Origin of the sequence: Streptomyces sp. NPDC007917 (assembly GCF_042959105.1) — a bacterium.
GTDB lineage: Bacteria > Actinomycetota > Actinomycetes > Streptomycetales > Streptomycetaceae > Streptomyces.
On sequence record NZ_JBIBKK010000001.1, the window covers coordinates 1 to 15,902 of the forward strand.

A 15,902-nucleotide genomic window follows, 5' to 3' on the forward strand; every position below is an offset into this window, starting at 1 on the left:
GCAAGACGCTCGGCTGGGATACCCCAGCCGAGCGTCTACGTGATCTACTCACCACCTGAAACCAAGTGGTGTTGCGACGACCCCTTGAACCCAAGCGGAGCGCGCCGGGGCCTCTTCGTCACGTCGCCGGGATTCGGGGTTCTGCGTCAGGCCCGCGTCGCGCGCAGCGCCGCGTACTGGAGGGCCGCGAAGCCGCCGACCGTGACGGCCTGGAGCGGAATCCACACCGCGCCCGCCGTCGTCGGCTCCAGCCAGGCGGCGAGCGCGATCAGGCTGACCACGGCCCAGGCCACGTTCGCCTCGATGACGCCACGGACCGGCAACACCGGTGGGCTCTTGCGGGCGGCGAGGAGTCCGACGCCCGCGCCGAAGAGCGCGAGGAAGGCGCCGAGCCCCAGCAGCAGCCCCTGGCTCATGCCGAGGAACCGGCCGAGCGGCCCGGAGGCGGCGAGGTAGGCGAGTCCGTTGCCGGTGGTGACGACGGCGTCGAGGGCGAGGAAGCGGCGCAGCATGGTCTGCGGCTCGGAGGTGCGGGCCAGGGCGGCGAGCTGAAGAGCGGACATGGCGGATCGGCCTCCGTCGGCGTCGGGGTCCCGTGGGAATGGTCTGCCAGGGTGTCGGGCCGGAGTGCGCTGGCCCGAGGCCTGGTAGAAGCCACTCTGCCCGGCGGGTCTCGGGCGGTCGATTACGTCAGGGGTAATGCTCGTGACTCCCGGCCGCCAGGGTGGGGGGAGTCGGTGCGCCGCCACGGCGTGACGGAACCTTCCCTAATCGCTCCGGCAGGCATACTGTATTCAATATCCTGTCGACGATGCCGGCGTTGCCGACGATGTAACGAGCCGTCATAAGGAGCCCGTCGTGGCGCGTAACCGCAACCGACAGCCCAGGCGCTACCCCCGCCTGACCCACCCCCTCGTCCGGGACCCCGCGAGCGGCGAACTGCGCCGCGCCACCTGGGAGGAGGCGCTGGAGCGGGCCGCGGCCGGGTTCGCCGCCGCCACCGGGACGTACGGGCCCGACGCGTTCGGGATGTTCTCCTGCTCCCGCGCGACCAACGAGATGAACTACGTGGCCCAGAAGTTCACGCGCGTGGTGATGGGCACCAACAACGTGGACTCGTGCAACCGCACCTGCCACGCGCCCAGCGTCGCGGGCCTGTCGGCGGTCTTCGGCTCCGGGGGCGGCACCTCCTCGTACGCCGAGGTCGAGGACACCGACCTGATCGTGATGTGGGGCTCCAACGCCCGCTTCGCGCACCCGATCTTCTTCCAGCACGTGCTCAAGGGCATTCGGGGCGGCGCCCGGATGTACGCCGTCGACCCGCGCCGTACCTCCACCGCCGAGTGGGCGGAGAGCTGGCTGGGGCTCAACGTCGGCACCGACATCCCGCTCGCGCACGCCGTCGGCCGCGAGATCATCCACTCCGGGCTCGCCAACCGCGCCTTCATCGACCGCGCGACCAGCGGCTTTACGGAGTACGCGGCCGAAGTGGAGCCCTGGACGCTCACCGCCGCCGAGAAGGTCACCGGTGTCCCCGCCGCCGCGATCCGCGACCTCGCACACGCCTACGCCACCGCCGAACGCGCCCAGCTGTGCTGGACACTGGGCATCACCGAACACCACAACGGCACGGACAACGTCCGGGCGCTGATCAACCTCTCCCTGCTGACCGGCCACGTCGGCCGCCACGGCTCCGGGCTGCAGCCGCTGCGCGGCCAGAACAACGTGCAGGGCGGCGGCGACATGGGCGCCATCCCCAACCGGCTGCCCGGTTTCCAGGACATCCTGGACCCGGCCGCCCGCCACAAGTTCGAGACGGCGTGGGACGTGGTCATCCAGCCGCGCCACGGGCTCAACCTCACCGAGATGTTCGAGGCGATGGAGGAGGGCCGGCTGCGCGCGGTCTACTGCGTCGGCGAGAACCCGGCCCAGTCCGAGGCCGACAGCGAGCAGGCCATCAGGCGGCTGCGGGCCCTGGACCACCTCGTGGTCCAGGACATCTTCCTGACGAAGACCGCCGAGTTGGCCGATGTCGTGCTGCCCGCCACCGCCGCCTGGTGCGAGACGGACGGCACGACCACCAACAGCGAGCGGCGGGTGCAGCGGGTGCGCAAGGCGGTGGAACCGCCGGGCGAGGCCCGCGAGGACATCGACATCATCTGCGAGCTGGCCCGGCGGCTCGGCCGGGACTGGAAGTTCACGGATGCGGAGGAGGTGTGGAACGAGCTGCGCTCCGTCTCCCCCGACCACTTCGGGATGACGTACGAACGGCTCGAGGAACACCACGGCATCCAGTGGCCCTGCCCCAGCACGCAGCGGCTGGAACCCAGCTATCTGCACGGGCGGCTGTGGGCGGCCGACCCGGCGCGACGCGGCCCGCGCGCCCCGTTCGGGCCGGTCAAACACGACCCGCCGGTCGATCTGACCGACGAGCGCTACCCCATCCGGCTCACCACGGGACGGCGCCTCGACTCGTACAACACCGGGGTGCAGAGCGGCGGTTTCGCCTCTCCGCTGCGGCGCGGCGAGTACATCGAGCTGTGCCCGGAGGACGCGGACCGCTACGGGGTGGTGGCGGACGAGGAGGTGCGCGTGGCATCGCGGCGCGGCGCGGTGGTGGCGCCGGTGTGGATCGACCCGGGGCTGCGGCCGGGGCTCGCGTTCATGACGATGCACTTCCCCGACGAGGTCGACACCAACGCGCTGACCATCGAGGCGAACTGCCCGATCGCCGGGACGGCCGAGTTCAAGGCGTCGGCGATCCGGATCGAAAAGCTCACCGAACAGCACACAGCCGTGAGGAGCTGAGCGTGGATCTGCACTTCGGTGACAGCAAGCCGACGGACGAGGAGCGGGCCGCCGTCGACGCGCTGCTCGGCCCGCCCGAGTCCGCCTGGGAGGGCGCCGACGACCGTACGGAAGGCGATCTGCGCTGGGCGCGCGGCGGGCGGGCGGCGCGCGAGCGGCGCGATCTGCTGCTGCCGGGGCTGCACGCGATCAACGACCGGGTGGGCTGGATCAGCGAGGGCGCGCTGGACTATCTGTGCCGCCGGCTGACCGTGCCGCCCGCCGAGGGCTACGGCGTGGCGACCTTCTACGCCATGTTCTCGGTCCGCCCCCGCCCGGCCACCGTCGTCCACGTCTGTACGGACCTGGCCTGCGCGGCCCGGGGGTCGGCAGAGGTGTGCGCGGGTCTTGAGCGTGAGCTGGGGGCGGCGGGGTCGGCGGCCGTCGCGGGCCCGCAGGGCCCAGGCCCGGCGGCCCTGGCGGGCCCGCAGGGCGCGGCGGCCTCGGCCGGAGGTGGCGTGGTCTGGCAGCGCAGCCCGTGCCTGGGCCTGTGCGAGCGCGCTCCGGCGGCGCTGGCGATCCGCGCGGGTGCGCCCACGGCCGCCACCGGGGCCACGGCAGCACCAACGACCACCTCCGCGCCCGCCGCCACCGCCGCCACCGCCGTCGTCGCCCCCGCCACCCCCGCCGCCGTCGCCGAGGCCGCCCGCGCCGTGGCGGACGCACCGGCCGAGCCGCCCGCCGCGGCCGCCGTGCCGCAGGCCGGAACCACATCGCGCGGGCTGCGGCTGCTGCGCAGGGTCGGGGTCGTCGATCCGGCGAGCCTGGACGACTACCGCGCCCACGGCGGCTACGCCGCCCTGCGCCGGGCCTTCGAACTCGGGCCCGCCGGGGTGATCCGCGAGGTGAGCGACGCGGGTCTGGTGGGGCGCGGCGGGGCCGCCTTCCCGACCGGGCGGAAGTGGGACGCCACCGCCCGCCAGCCCGACCACCCGCACCACCTGGTGTGCAACGCGGACGAGAGCGAGCCGGGGACGTTCAAGGACCGGGTGCTGATGGAGGGCGACCCGTACGCGCTCATCGAGGCCATGACCATCGCCGGATACGCGATCGGCGCCCACCACGGCTATGTGTATCTGCGGGGCGAGTACCCGCGCGCCCTCGCCCGCCTCGAGCACGCCATCGGCCGGGCGCGGGTCCGCGGTCTGCTCGGCCCGGATGTACTGGGCCAGGGCTACGCGTTCGACATCGAGATCCGGCGCGGCGCGGGCGCGTACATCTGCGGCGAGGAGACCGCGATCTTCAACTCGATCGAGGGGCGCCGCGGCGAGCCGCGCAGCAAGCCGCCGTTCCCCGTCGAGAAGGGCCTGTTCTCCAAGCCGACCGCGGTCAACAACGTCGAGACGCTGGTCAACGTCCTGCCGATCCTGACCGAGGGCGCCGCGGCGTATGCGAGCGTCGGCACCGCGTCCTCCACGGGCACCAAGCTGTTCTGCGTCTCCGGCGCCGTGGACCGCCCCGGGGTCTACGAGCTGCCGTTCGGCGCCACGCTCCGCGAACTGCTGGAGCTCGCCGGGCCGCCGCCCGCGCTGCGCGCGGTGCTGCTCGGCGGCGCGGCGGGCGGCTTCGTGCGCCCCGACGAGCTGGACGTGCCGCTCACCTTCGAGGGCACCCGGGCCGCGGGCACCACGCTGGGCTCGGGGGTGGTACTTGTCCTGGACGAGAGTGTGCAGCTGCCGCGCATTCTGCTGCGCATCGCCGAGTTCTTCCGCGACGAGTCCTGCGGGCAGTGCGTGCCCTGCCGGGTGGGCACGGTGCGCCAGGAGGAGGCGCTGCACCGGATCAAGGACCGTACGGGGGCGGCCGCGGCCGGCGACATCGCGCTGCTGCGCGAGGTCGGGCAGGCGATGCGTCACGCCTCGATCTGCGGTCTGGGCCAGACCGCCTGGAACGCCGTCGAGTCCGCCATCGACCGGCTCGGCGTCTTCGAGCAGGACCAGAAGGGAGCCTCCGCATGACCGCCGTCCCGCTCCAGCCGCCGCGCCGCCTGGTCGACCTCACGCTCGACGGGGAGCCGGTGCGCGCCCCCGAGGGGTCCACGCTCCTGGACGCGTGCCGCGCCTCCGGCAAGGACATCCCGACCCTGTGCCAGGGCGACACGCTGACCCCCAAGAACGCCTGCCGGGTGTGCGTCGTGGAGGTCGAGGGCGCGCGGACCCTCGCCCCGGCCTGCTCGCGCCGCGTGGAGCCGGGCATGGAGGTGCGTACGGACACCGACCGGGCCCGGCACGGCCGCAAGGTGGTGCTGGAGCTGCTGGCCTCCTCGACCGATCTGTCGACGACGCCGCGCGCCGCCGAGTGGATCGAGGAGTACGGGGCCGAGCCGGGCCGGTTCGGGCCGGACGCGGCCCGGGTGGACGAGCAGCCGAAGGTCGACAACGACCTCTATGTGCGCGACTACGACAAGTGCATCCTGTGTTACAAGTGCGTGGACGCGTGTGGTGAGCAGTGGCAGAACACCTTCGCCATCGCGGTCGCCGGCCGCGGCTTCGACGCCCGGATCTCCACCGAGCACGACGCGCCGCTGACCGACTCGGCCTGTGTGTACTGCGGCAACTGCATCGAGGTGTGCCCGACGGGCGCGCTCAGCTTCAAGTCGGAGTTCGACATGCGGGCGGCCGGGACCTGGGACGAGTCGGCGCAGACGGAGACCACGACCGTATGCGCCTACTGCGGCGTCGGCTGCAACCTCACACTCCATGTGCAGGACAATGACATCGTGAAGGTCACCTCACCGCACGACAACCCGGTGACCCACGGCAATCTCTGCATCAAGGGTCGCTTCGGCTACCAGCACGTACAGAACCGGGACTGACAGGACTGATCGATATGGGACGGGTCACCGAGCGCCGCCGCGTCATCCGCATCCGGGACGGCGCGGTCAGCACGCGTCCGGACACCCTCGTCGCCGAGGAGCCCCTGGAGATCCGGCTGGGCGGCAAGCCGCTGGCGATCACCATGCGCACGCCGGGCGACGACTTCGCGCTCGCCGCCGGTTTCCTGGTGAGCGAGGGGGTCCTGGGCCGGGCGGACGAGCTGGCGAACATCGTCTACTGCGCGGGGGCGACCGAGGACGGCTCGAACACGTACAACGTGGTGGACGTGAAGCTGGCCCCCGGCGTCCCGGTCCCCGACATCACCCTGGAGCGCAACGTCTACACGACCTCGTCGTGCGGGCTGTGCGGCAAGGCCAGCCTGGACGCGGTGCGCACCACGGCGCGCTGGCCGGTGGGCGACGACGGATGCGCCCCCGTGCGGATCGACCCCGAGACGCTCGCCTCCCTCCCCGACCGGCTCCGCGCGGCGCAGCGCGTCTTCGACCGGACCGGGGGGCTGCACGCGGCGGCGCTGTTCACCCCGGAGGGCGAGCTGCTGGACGTGCGCGAGGACGTGGGCCGGCACAACGCGGTGGACAAGCTGGTCGGGCGGGCGCTGCAGCAGGGGCTGCTGCCGCTCTCCGGGGCCGTGCTGCTGGTCTCCGGCCGGGCCTCGTTCGAGCTCGCGCAGAAGGCGGTGATGGCGGGAATCCCGGTCCTCGCGGCCGTCTCGGCGCCCTCGTCGCTGGCCGTGGACCTGGCTGCCGAGACCGGGCTGACGCTGGTCGGCTTTCTGCGCGGCGCCTCCATGAACGTGTACGCGGGCGAGCACCGGCTTGCCCTGCGGACAGCGGCCAGCAGGGCCTGACACCGGTCCGCCCGCTGCACGGGATGACGGACCGGCCGGTGAGGAGCGCCCCCTGCGCCGGCCGGTCCTTGTCTCTCGGCTTGGTCATCCTTCGCTTTTATTGACTGATCGTTCTTGTTGAGATTACAGTCCTCGCCATGGCCAGGACCAAGGAATTCGACCCCGACGCAGCGCTCCAGTCGGCCCTTGAGCTGTTCTGGCGGCGGGGCTACGAGGCCACGTCGATGGCCGACCTCGTCGAACACCTCGGCATCGGCCGCGCCAGCATCTACGCGACCTTCGGCAACAAGCACGAGCTGTACCTGAAGGCCCTGGACCGGTACGCCGAGACGCGCGATCCGCGCATGCTGAGCGACCTGTCCCAGCCGGGCCCGGCGCTGCCCGCGGTGCGGGCGCTGGTGCGCCGCTTCGCCGCCGAGGCCGCCTCGCCCGAGGAGCGGCGCCACGGCTGCTTCGTCACCAACAGCGCGGCGGAACTGGCCCCGCACGACCCCGCGGTGGCCCGGCGGGTCGAGATCAGCTGGGAGCACGTCGAGACCCCGCTGTACGCCGCGCTGGTCCGCGCCCAGGCCCAGGGCGAGCTGCCCGAGGACCGCGATCCGCGCACGCTGGCGCGGATGCTGTTCGTGCTGCTGCAGGGGCTGCGGGTGGTCGGCAAGGCCTCGCAGGACCCGGCCAGGGTCCGGGACGCGGCCGAACAGGCGCTGGCCCTGCTGGACTGAGCCGCACCTCGCACGCCGGAGCCGGTCGGGCGCTCCGCGCACGCCCTTATAACGAACCGTTCGGTCAAGAAATCGGGGGATGGGACCATGACCGCCGTAGACGGCGACGAGAAGAGCGCCACGACCGCCGCCGTCCGGCAGCGCGGCGCCTTCGTCCTGCTCGGCAGCGTCCAGGCCACGCTGATCTTCACGCTCGCCGCGATCTCCGTGCCGCTCCCCCGCATCGGCCGCGAATTCGGCCTCGAGCGCTCGGACCTGATCCTGCTGAGCGCCGCCTACGGGCTCACCTTCGCCGGGCTGCTGCTCTTCGGCGGGCGCCTGGCCGACCGGTACGGCGGGCGGCGGACGCTCACCGCCGGGCTCGCGCTGCTCGCCGCCGCCTCGGCCGCCGCCCCGCTCGCCCCCGGCTTCGAGGCCCTGCTCGCGGCGCGGTTCGCACAGGGCGCGGGGGCGGCGCTGAGCGCGCCCGCCGCCATGGCCGTGCTGCGCGCCGTCTTCCCCTCCCCCGCCGCGTACGGCAGGGCGATGGCGACGTGGGGCGGTCTTTCGGTGCTCGGCGCGACCGCGGGCAATCTGCTCTCCGGCGTCATCTCGACCCTGCTGTCCTGGCGCTGGAACTTCGCCGTACCGCTCGTGGTGGCCGGCGCGGCCCTCGCCCTCGCGCCGCGGCTGCTGCCGGACACCGCGCCGAGCGGGGGCAGGGCCCTCGACCTCCCGGGCGCCTCCCTCGCCACCTGCGGCATCACCCTGGCCAGCTACGGGCTCGTGGTCACCGACGCCCACCCCTGGTCGTCGGCGCGCGTGCTGGTGCCGCTGCTCGCGGGGGCCGTGCTGCTCGCCGCGTTCTGGGGTGCCGAGCGCCGCGCCCGCGACCCGCTGCTGCCGCCCCGCTTCCTGCTGGACCGGCGGCGGGCGCTGGCGCTCTCGGCGATCGCGCTGACCGCCTGCGGGACCGCGATGACCTTTGTGACCCTCTCCCTCCACCTCCAGCAGGAGCGCGACTGGTCGGCGCTGCGCACCTCGGCCGCCTTCGTGCCGTTCGCCGTCGCCCTGCTCGCCTCGGGGCGGGCGGCCGGGCCGCTCATCGGGCGGTACGGGGCCCGGGCCGTGACCGCCGCCGGGCTCGGCGCGGGCGGCGCGGGGCTCGCCCTGCTCGCGCTCGGCGGGCTCGACGCGGGCACGCCGTACGCGTACGGGCTGCTGCCGGGCCTGGTGCTGCTGCCGATCGGTACGGCGGCCTCCTTCGCGGGCGCCGCCGTGCTCTCCACCGACGGGGTGGAGCGGGGGCAGGCCGGGCTCGCGGGCGGCGTGATGAACACGGCGATGGAGTTCGGCCCGACCGTCCTGTTCGCCGTGCTGCTCACGCTCGGCGGCGACGCCTCGTCCCTGGCCGCGACGGGGGCCGCCCTGGCGGCGCTCGCCGCCCTCACCGCGCTCAGCCGGCGCACCGGACCACCGCCGTCCTGAGCCGCCGGCTCCCTCCGGAACCACCTGCCGCATCACCCATCACCACCTCACCTTCATCAAGGAGCCACCCATGAACCGCTTCCCCGGCAAGACCGCACTCGTCACCGGCGCGGGCTCCGGACTCGGCCGCGCCATCGCGCTCGCCTTCGCCGCCGAGGGCGCGTCCGTGGTCGCCGCGGGGCGTACCGCGGCCACGCTGGACGAGACCGTCGGGCTCATCGAGGCCGCCGGCGGGACGGCCGCGGCCGCGGTGGCCGATGTCACCGACTCCGGGCAGGTCCACGCGCTCGTCCGGGAGACCGTCGCCCGGTTCGGCGGGCTGGACATCGCGGTGAACAACGCCGGGATCCTGCGCGGCATGGGGCCCGTCGGCGAGGTGAGCGAGGAGGACTGGGACGCGGTGCAGCGGACCAATGTCACCGGCGTCTGGCTGGCCATGAAGCACGAGATCGCGCACATGAAGGACCACGGCGGCGGCGCCATCGTCAACATCTCCTCCAACCTGGGCGCGCACCGCAGGATCCCGGGCGCCGCCGCGTACCTCACCTCGAAGGCGGCGGTGTCCGCGCTCACCCGCGCCGCCGCCCTCGACCACATCCACCAGGGCATCCGCATCAACGCGGTCAGCCCGGGGGCCGCCGCCACCTCGATGTCGCTGCGGCCCGGTGAGACGGAGGCCGACCGGGCCGAGCGGATGAAGCGGGAGTCCCCGCTGGGCCGGGTCGCGGAGGCCGAGGAGGTCGCGGCCGCGGTGCTCTATCTCGCCTCGCCGGCGGCCGGCGCGGTGGTCGGCACGGACCTGGTCATCGACAGCGGGGCCTCGGCCTGACGGCCCGTCGGGGTAGGGCTGGCCATACCCGGCCGGTAGGGCTGGCGTGACCTTGGGACTAGGGCTGGCGTGATGGTCCCGGCACCACCGCCTCCGGGAGGGTGGTGAGCATGAAATCACCCGCTGTGACCTCCTCCGCCCCGACGTCCGCGCACGAGCTCCGAAGGGGGCGACTCCACTCGAAGAAGCTCCGGTCAAGGGGCATGGCCGCGGCCGCGGCGCTCGCCGTCGTCGCGGCCGGCGGCGTCGCCGCCGTCCCGGCCGCGGCGTCCTCGGACACCTTGTCCGGCCAGGAGGCGCTGGCGAGCGAAGTGGCCAGGACCCTGCGGGAGGCCGGGTACGTCGGCATGTCCGTGGAGGTGCGCGACGGCCGCCGCCGGCTCCTCGCCCGCGCGGGCGAGGCCGAGTTGCACACCGGCCGCCCGGTTCCGTACGGGGCGAACTTCCGGGCCGCCAGCGTCACCAAGGCCTTCGTGGCCACGGTCGTGCTGCAGCTGGTCGCCGAGGGGCGGCTGTCGCTGGAGGACACCGTGGACAGCTGGCTGCCGGGTGTGGTGTCGGGCCATGGCAACGACGGCCGCCGCATCACCATCCGGAATCTGCTCCAGCACACCAGCGGCATCTACAACTACGGTCTGGAGGAGGACTTCGGGGACACGGCCGAGGACTTCGAGCGGACGAAGCTCTACCACGTCGATCCGGAGCAGAGCATCGCCGGAGCGATGCGGCACAGTCCCGACTTCCCGCCCGCCGACCCGGACGACCCGAAACCGAAGTGGAACTACTCGAACCCCAACTACATGCTCGCCGGCCTCATCATCAAGAAGGCCACCGGTCGGCCCTGGGCCGACGAGGTGCGCGACCGCATCATCCGGCCTCTGGGGTTGAAGGACACCTACGAGCCCGGCGACGACCCGTATCTGAAGCAGCCGTACGCCCATAACTACCACCGCTTCCCGGGCTCCGACCGGTGGACCGACACCACCGTTCGGAACATCTCGTGGGCCGATGCCGCCGGGTCGCTGGTGACCAGCCAGCGGGACCTGGACCGGTTCTTCACGGCCCTGTTCGGCGGTCGTCTGCTGCCCGCCGAACAGCTCGCCGAGATGCGCCATACGGTCCCGGTGGGCGCCGACTTCGAGATGGCCTTCCCCGGGCTGCGGTATGGGCTCGGGCTGATGCGGCAGCCGCTGACCTGCGGCGGAGACCGCTGGGGCCACGGCGGCGACCTCGAAGGCGGCACGGTGAGGACGGCGTTCAGCGCCGACGGGCGGCGTTCGGTGGTGATCAGTGCCAGCGGGACCACCTCGGACGACGAGCGGATGCTGAGGGCCGAGAAGGCCGTACAGGCTCTTTTGGACCGTGTGATGTGCGGTGAGGTGGCGCGCCGATGAGCGTGGTGAGGCGGCGCGCGGCCGCGGCGCTGGCCGCCCTGGTGGCCGTCGCCGCTCTGGCGGCGGCGGCCCCCGCCCCGGGCGAAGCCCGCGCTCCTGGGGGCGCCCGCGCCTCGGGGAAAGGCGGCGCTCCGGGGGCGGGCGGCGCGGAGGTCTTGCGGCGCGATACGGCGGCGGTCCACCGGGCCGGGGCGGTGGGGGCCGCGGCCGTGCTGGACACTCCCTCCGGCACCGCAGCGGCCCGCGCGGGAGAGGCCGATGTGCGCACCGGCGCGCCCATGCGAACCGACGCCCACTACCGGGCGGGCAGCACGGTGAAGACGTTGGTGGCCACGGTCGCGCTGCAGCTGGTCGGTGAGGGGCGGCTGGCGCTGGAGGACACGGTGGACCGGTGGCTGCCCGGCGTCGTCAGCGGCCATGGCAACGACGGCCGCCGCATCACGGTCCGGCAGCTGCTGCAGCACACCAGCGGGCTGCGCGGCTATACGAGCATCCGCGAGGTGTTCCCCGCGGGATATTCCGCCCGGGGCTACTACGAGAACCGCTTCCGTCACTACACCGCCGGGGAGCTGGTGGCCGCCGCGGTGGGCCATCCCCCGAACTCCGAGCCCGGGGCGGCCTACCGCTACTCCAACACCAACTATGTCCTCATCGGAATGATCATCGAGAGGGTCACCGGGCACCCCTGGCGCGCGGAGGTCCACGACCGGGTCATCCGTCCGCTGGGGCTGACCGGGACGTCCCTGCCGGGCGACCATCCGTACCTGCCCGCCCCGTACGCCCACGGATACCACACCTACGCGGAGGACGGGCGCCGCGTCGACACCACGGTCTTCAACTCCACCGCGGCGGACGCGTCCGGTGATCTGGTCACCACCCCGCATGACGTCAACCGGTTCTTCCGCGCGCTCATCACCGGGCGGCTGCTGCGCCCCGCCGAGCTCGCCGAGATGCGGCGGACCGTGCCGATACCCGACGAGCCGGGGCGCCGCGCCGGTCTCGGCCTGGAGACGACCCCGCTGAGCTGCGGCGGCTTCTACTGGCACCACGGCGGCAACGCCCTCGGCTACTCCAGCGAGAACGGCGTCACCACCGACGGCCGCCGTGCGGTGACCGTGTCGGCCAACAGCTTCGACGAGTCCGACACGGGGCGGCAGGAGCGGGCCGACCAGGCGGTGAAGGCGCTGATAGATCACGCCCTGTGCGGGCGCGACGGGTAAACTCTGACACCCATGAGAGGCCTGCTGGGCGTCGTCCGGCGGCGGCGTGACGAGGGGACGTGGCATGCGCATCGGTGAACTGGCCCGGCGCACCGGGGTGAACGAACGGCTGCTGCGCTACTACGAGCAGCAGGGCCTGCTCCAGCCGGAGCGGCTGCCCAGCGGCTACCGCGTCTACGACGAGTCCGACGTGGCCACGGTGCAGCGCATCCGCTCGCTGCTCGCCGCCGGGCTGTCGACCGCGCTGATCTCACAGATCATGCCGTGTCTGCGGGAGGGCGGCGAGGGCCTGGTGCCCACCTGCTCGGAGCTGGTCGCGCAGCTGCGGGACGAGCGGGCGCGGATGACATCGGCGATCGAGGAGCTCGAGACCTCGCGCTCGCTGCTGGACACGGTGATCACGGCCGGCGTGGCGGCGGTGTAGCGGCGCGCCGCTCGTACGCCTCGCGCGCATCGAGCAGTTCGCCCAGGTGGCTCCGGCCCCATTCGCATGCGGCGTTCATCGGGCCGAGCAGTGAGCGCCCGAGGTCGGTCAGGGCGTATTCGACACGGGGCGGGTTCTCGGCGTAGGCGGTGCGCGTGATCAGGCCGTCGCGTTCCATAGCGCGCAGTGACTCGCTGAGCACCTTGGGGGTCACCCGGGCGAGCGGCACCCGAAGCTCGGAGAAGCGGCGCGGGCCGCCTTCGAGGCAGCGGATGATCAGCCAGGCCCATTTGGCGTCGAGCCGGATGGGCATGGCGCGGCTCGGGCAGTCGGGGCCGAACATATCGGCGGTCAGGGGTTCGGGGAGGGGCTCGGTCAGGGGCTCGGTCACCGTTCCGACGGTAGCCGAGGCAGGTGGCCCACGCGCCGACAGGCGCCGATTCCCTTGAAGTAACCGGCACTTCCGCCGTTACGGTCCGGGCACTCGATCCGAAGGGAGTGCCGCCATGGCACGTATCGCTGTTTTCGGGGCCGGCGGAAGGGCCGGCCGGCTTCTGGTCGCCGAGGCGGCCGGCCGTGGCCACCAGGTCACCGCGGTCGTCCGCGACCCGGCCAAGTATCCGGGCCTGGCCGCCGGGAGTGTCACGGTCGTGGCGGGTGACGTCACCGACCCGGCCGGTGTCGCGGCGGCCGTCGCCGGGCATGACGCGGTGATCAGCTCGATCTACCGCGAGGACACCGACCCGACGGAGCTGTACGAGGGCACGGCGCGGGCCCTGCTGGCCGGGCTGGGCGAGGCCGGGGTGCGGCGGCTGGTCGTCGTCGGGCTCGCCGCCACGCTGGAGGCCGAGCCGGGCGTACGGGTCCTGGACGCGCCGGACTTCCCCGAGGCGTTCCGCACCTTCGCCCTCGGGCACGCGGCGGGTCTGGAGGTGCTGCGCTCCGCGCCCCCGCAGCTGGACTGGCTGGTCGTCAACCCGCCGATGGACTTCGCGTGGGAGGGCGCGCGCACCGGCCGTTACCGCCTCTACGGGGGCCAGCTGCCGCCCGGCGGCGGCCGGGTCTCGTACGCGGATCTCGCGATCGCCGTGGTCGACGAGATCGAGACGCCCCGGCACCACCGCACCCAGCTCGCCGTAGCCGACTGAACCGCCCGCCCCGGCAGACCGACCCGGAGCCCCCGGATGACCGACCAGCAAATCAGCCCAACCCGCTTGGTGGACAGACGATCTGACGCACGGTCCTTGTCCGGCGCGGGGGCGAGACGGGACACTTCTCCGGCAGCACTCGATCAGACGTGGGATGTCTTGATGTCGTGATGTCCAGATGCCACTGAAAGGGCAGGCCGGTGACGATGGCGTCAGATCTTCGCGCTCCACACAAGCGGTCCAGACCATGGCGACGCCGTGCGTCGGCTCTCCTCGCCGCCGCGGCGCTGGCCCTGATCCCGATTCCGGTGCGGGCCGCGGAAGCGGAGCCATCCGCCTCCGCGGCCCGTACCGACGTCGAGCAGCAAGTCCTCTTCAAGTCTTCCCAGGACAGCGGATACTCGTGCTTCCGGATCCCGGCCATCGTGAAGTCGAAGGACGGCACGCTGCTGGCCTTCGCCGAGGGGCGGGTGAACAACTGCGGTGACGCCGGCGACATCGACCTGGTCCTCAAGCGCTCCACGGACGGCGGCCGCACCTGGGGACCGCTGCAGGTGATCAACGAGGGCGCCGGCGACACCCATGGCAACCCGGCGCCCATCGTGGACCAGCGCACCGGCCGCATCCTGCTCGCCAGTACGTACAACACCGGGCGCGACGACTCGCAGGGCTGTGATGTGCCCTGTGACCGGACCCCGCATCTCCAGTACAGCGACGATGACGGCGCGACCTGGTCCGCCCCGCGCGATCTGAGCGACTCGCTGCTGCCCGCCTCGTGGAACTCCTGGTACGCCACCGGGCCCGTGCACGGCATCCAGCTGCAGCACGGCCGGCACCGGGGGCGGCTGCTCTTCACCGTCAACACCGAGAGCCACGACGGCACCCGGATCACCGCCAACCACGCGGCGCTTGCCTACAGCGACGACGGTGGCGACAGCTGGCGCATCGGCGCGGTGGACAGCTGGCCCGTCGCGGCGGACGGCACCTTCCGCCAGAAGCCCTCCGAGATGACGCTGGTGGAGCGCGAGGACGGCTCGGTCTACGTCAACGGGCGCGAGCAGGACGGCACGGACCTCGGCCACCGCGACTTCGCCGTCAGCCGGGACGGCGGGGAGAGCTTCACCCAGCCGTTCCGCACCATCCCCGACCTGTACACGCCCCAGGTACAGGGCTCGATCCTCCGGTTGCGGGGCGAGGACCGGGACGGGTACAGCCGTCTGCTGTTCGCCGCGCCCGCCGACCCCGACCGGCGCCGCACCATGATGGTCCGCTCCTCCTGGAACGAGGGCCGCACCTGGGACAGCGTCGACCGCGGCAAGGTCGTGACCACTGACTGGTCCGGCTACTCGGACATGGTCGCCATCTCGCATGACGAGATCGGGCTGATGTACGAGGGCGGCGCGGTCGACGCCCGGGACGAGATCCGCTTCGCCCGGTTCACCGAGGACTGGCTCGGCCCGCGCCGCGGCCCCGATCCGACCACCTCCGACCGGGCGCCCGACGCCCACCCGGCCACCGTGCTCGGCGGCCCGGCCCAGGCCGAGGGCCGGTTCGGACGGGGGCTCTCGTTCGACGGCACGGACGACGCCGTGCACATCCCGTTCCGGCCCTCACTGCCGCTGGGCACCCGTGACTTCACGGTGAGCCTGTGGTTCCGCTACACCGCCACCTCGGGCCAGCAGCCGTTCCTGTGGATGGGCGGCATCGGCAACAAGCAGCCGCAGGTGTGGCTGCGCGGCGAGCCCTCGAGCAACCGGGTACGGGCGCTGATCACCACGGTCAACGGCACCGCCACCTTCACCAGCGCCTCGGTGAGCAACGACGCCGCGTACAACGACGGGCAGTGGCACCACGCCGCGCTCACCCGCACCGGGGGCCGGCTGACCCTGACCGTGGACGGGGGCACGGCGTTCTCCACCGCCGATGTGCCCGGGCCGGTCACCCGCACCTCGCCGTTCGGCATCCATGTCGGCGAGGCCGTCGACAGCCGCTCGCACCTGACGGGCGATCTGGACGAGGTACGGGTGTGGGCGCGTGCGCTGTCGGACACCGAGCTGCGGCAGGTCCGTGAGTTCAACGCCACACCGGACGACCGGGGCGACAAGCACTCCACCGCCCTGGTCCGGCTGCCCCTGGACCACGTCCGCCCCGCCGAAGGCTAGCGCCC

The 15,902-nt window shown here is 73.0% G+C and carries 14 protein-coding genes; 12 read left to right on the forward strand and 2 right to left on the reverse strand.

What is annotated here, in order from left to right:
- Positions 1–146 precede the first annotated feature (146 nt).
- Positions 147–563, reverse strand: coding sequence for a hypothetical protein (locus ACFZDL_RS00005; RefSeq protein WP_353590470.1), 417 nt, complete (start codon positions 561–563; stop codon positions 147–149).
- A gap of 295 nt (positions 564–858) precedes the next feature.
- On the opposite strand from ACFZDL_RS00005, the gene ACFZDL_RS00010 reads away from it, so the two are divergent.
- The 10 genes from ACFZDL_RS00010 to ACFZDL_RS00055 all read left to right on the forward strand — a co-directional run bounded on the left by ACFZDL_RS00010 (position 859) and on the right by ACFZDL_RS00055 (position 12,587).
- On the forward strand, positions 859–2,808 hold the full coding sequence (locus ACFZDL_RS00010; protein WP_353590471.1) for a molybdopterin-dependent oxidoreductase: 1,950 nt from the start codon (positions 859–861) through the stop codon (positions 2,806–2,808).
- A gap of 2 nt (positions 2,809–2,810) precedes the next feature.
- Entirely contained in the window at positions 2,811–4,805 is a 1,995-nt protein-coding gene (locus ACFZDL_RS00015) for an NADH-ubiquinone oxidoreductase-F iron-sulfur binding region domain-containing protein (RefSeq protein ID WP_353590472.1), read from the forward strand.
- Positions 4,802–5,662: a 2Fe-2S iron-sulfur cluster-binding protein gene (locus tag ACFZDL_RS00020; protein ID WP_353590473.1), complete on the forward strand. Its 861-nt coding sequence runs from the start codon at positions 4,802–4,804 to the stop codon at positions 5,660–5,662. Before ACFZDL_RS00015 ends, ACFZDL_RS00020 begins: the two co-directional genes overlap by 4 nt.
- Positions 5,663–5,676: 14 nt before the next feature.
- On the forward strand, positions 5,677–6,531 hold the full coding sequence (gene fdhD / locus ACFZDL_RS00025) for a formate dehydrogenase accessory sulfurtransferase FdhD (RefSeq protein WP_353590474.1): 855 nt from the start codon (positions 5,677–5,679) through the stop codon (positions 6,529–6,531).
- Positions 6,532–6,668: 137 nt separating this feature from the next.
- A complete protein-coding gene (locus ACFZDL_RS00030) occupies positions 6,669–7,253 on the forward strand; it encodes a TetR/AcrR family transcriptional regulator (RefSeq protein WP_353590475.1) in 585 nt (194 codons plus the stop codon).
- Positions 7,254–7,340: 87 nt separating this feature from the next.
- Positions 7,341–8,720 carry an MFS transporter gene (locus ACFZDL_RS00035; protein ID WP_353590476.1) on the forward strand — a complete coding sequence of 460 codons (1,380 nt, stop codon included), beginning with the start codon at positions 7,341–7,343 and terminating at the stop codon, positions 8,718–8,720.
- Positions 8,721–8,790: 70 nt separating this feature from the next.
- Positions 8,791–9,549: an SDR family oxidoreductase gene (locus ACFZDL_RS00040; RefSeq protein WP_353590477.1), complete on the forward strand. Its 759-nt coding sequence runs from the start codon at positions 8,791–8,793 to the stop codon at positions 9,547–9,549.
- 203 nt (positions 9,550–9,752) lie between these two features.
- Positions 9,753–10,943 carry a serine hydrolase domain-containing protein gene (locus ACFZDL_RS00045; RefSeq protein WP_353590479.1) on the forward strand — a complete coding sequence of 397 codons (1,191 nt, stop codon included), beginning with the start codon at positions 9,753–9,755 and terminating at the stop codon, positions 10,941–10,943.
- Positions 10,940–12,163, forward strand: coding sequence for a serine hydrolase domain-containing protein (locus tag ACFZDL_RS00050; protein WP_353590480.1), 1,224 nt, complete (start codon positions 10,940–10,942; stop codon positions 12,161–12,163). Before ACFZDL_RS00045 ends, ACFZDL_RS00050 begins: the two co-directional genes overlap by 4 nt.
- Before the next feature lie 64 nt (positions 12,164–12,227).
- Positions 12,228–12,587, forward strand: coding sequence for a MerR family transcriptional regulator (locus ACFZDL_RS00055; RefSeq protein WP_353590481.1), 360 nt, complete (start codon positions 12,228–12,230; stop codon positions 12,585–12,587).
- Here ACFZDL_RS00055 and ACFZDL_RS00060 read toward each other — a convergent pair.
- Positions 12,562–12,930, reverse strand: coding sequence for a helix-turn-helix domain-containing protein (locus ACFZDL_RS00060; protein ID WP_353590791.1), 369 nt, complete (start codon positions 12,928–12,930; stop codon positions 12,562–12,564). The genes ACFZDL_RS00055 and ACFZDL_RS00060 overlap by 26 nt on opposite strands.
- Positions 12,931–13,093: 163 nt before the next feature.
- On the opposite strand from ACFZDL_RS00060, the gene ACFZDL_RS00065 reads away from it, so the two are divergent.
- Together ACFZDL_RS00065 and ACFZDL_RS00070 are read left to right on the forward strand one after the other, a co-directional pair.
- Positions 13,094–13,735 (forward strand): NAD(P)H-binding protein, encoded by a 642-nt coding sequence (locus ACFZDL_RS00065; RefSeq protein ID WP_353590482.1) that lies wholly within the window; start codon positions 13,094–13,096, stop codon positions 13,733–13,735.
- 206 nt (positions 13,736–13,941) lie between these two features.
- Positions 13,942–15,897 (forward strand): sialidase family protein, encoded by a 1,956-nt coding sequence (locus ACFZDL_RS00070; RefSeq protein ID WP_353590483.1) that lies wholly within the window; start codon positions 13,942–13,944, stop codon positions 15,895–15,897.
- The last annotated feature ends 5 nt before the right edge of the window (positions 15,898–15,902 follow it).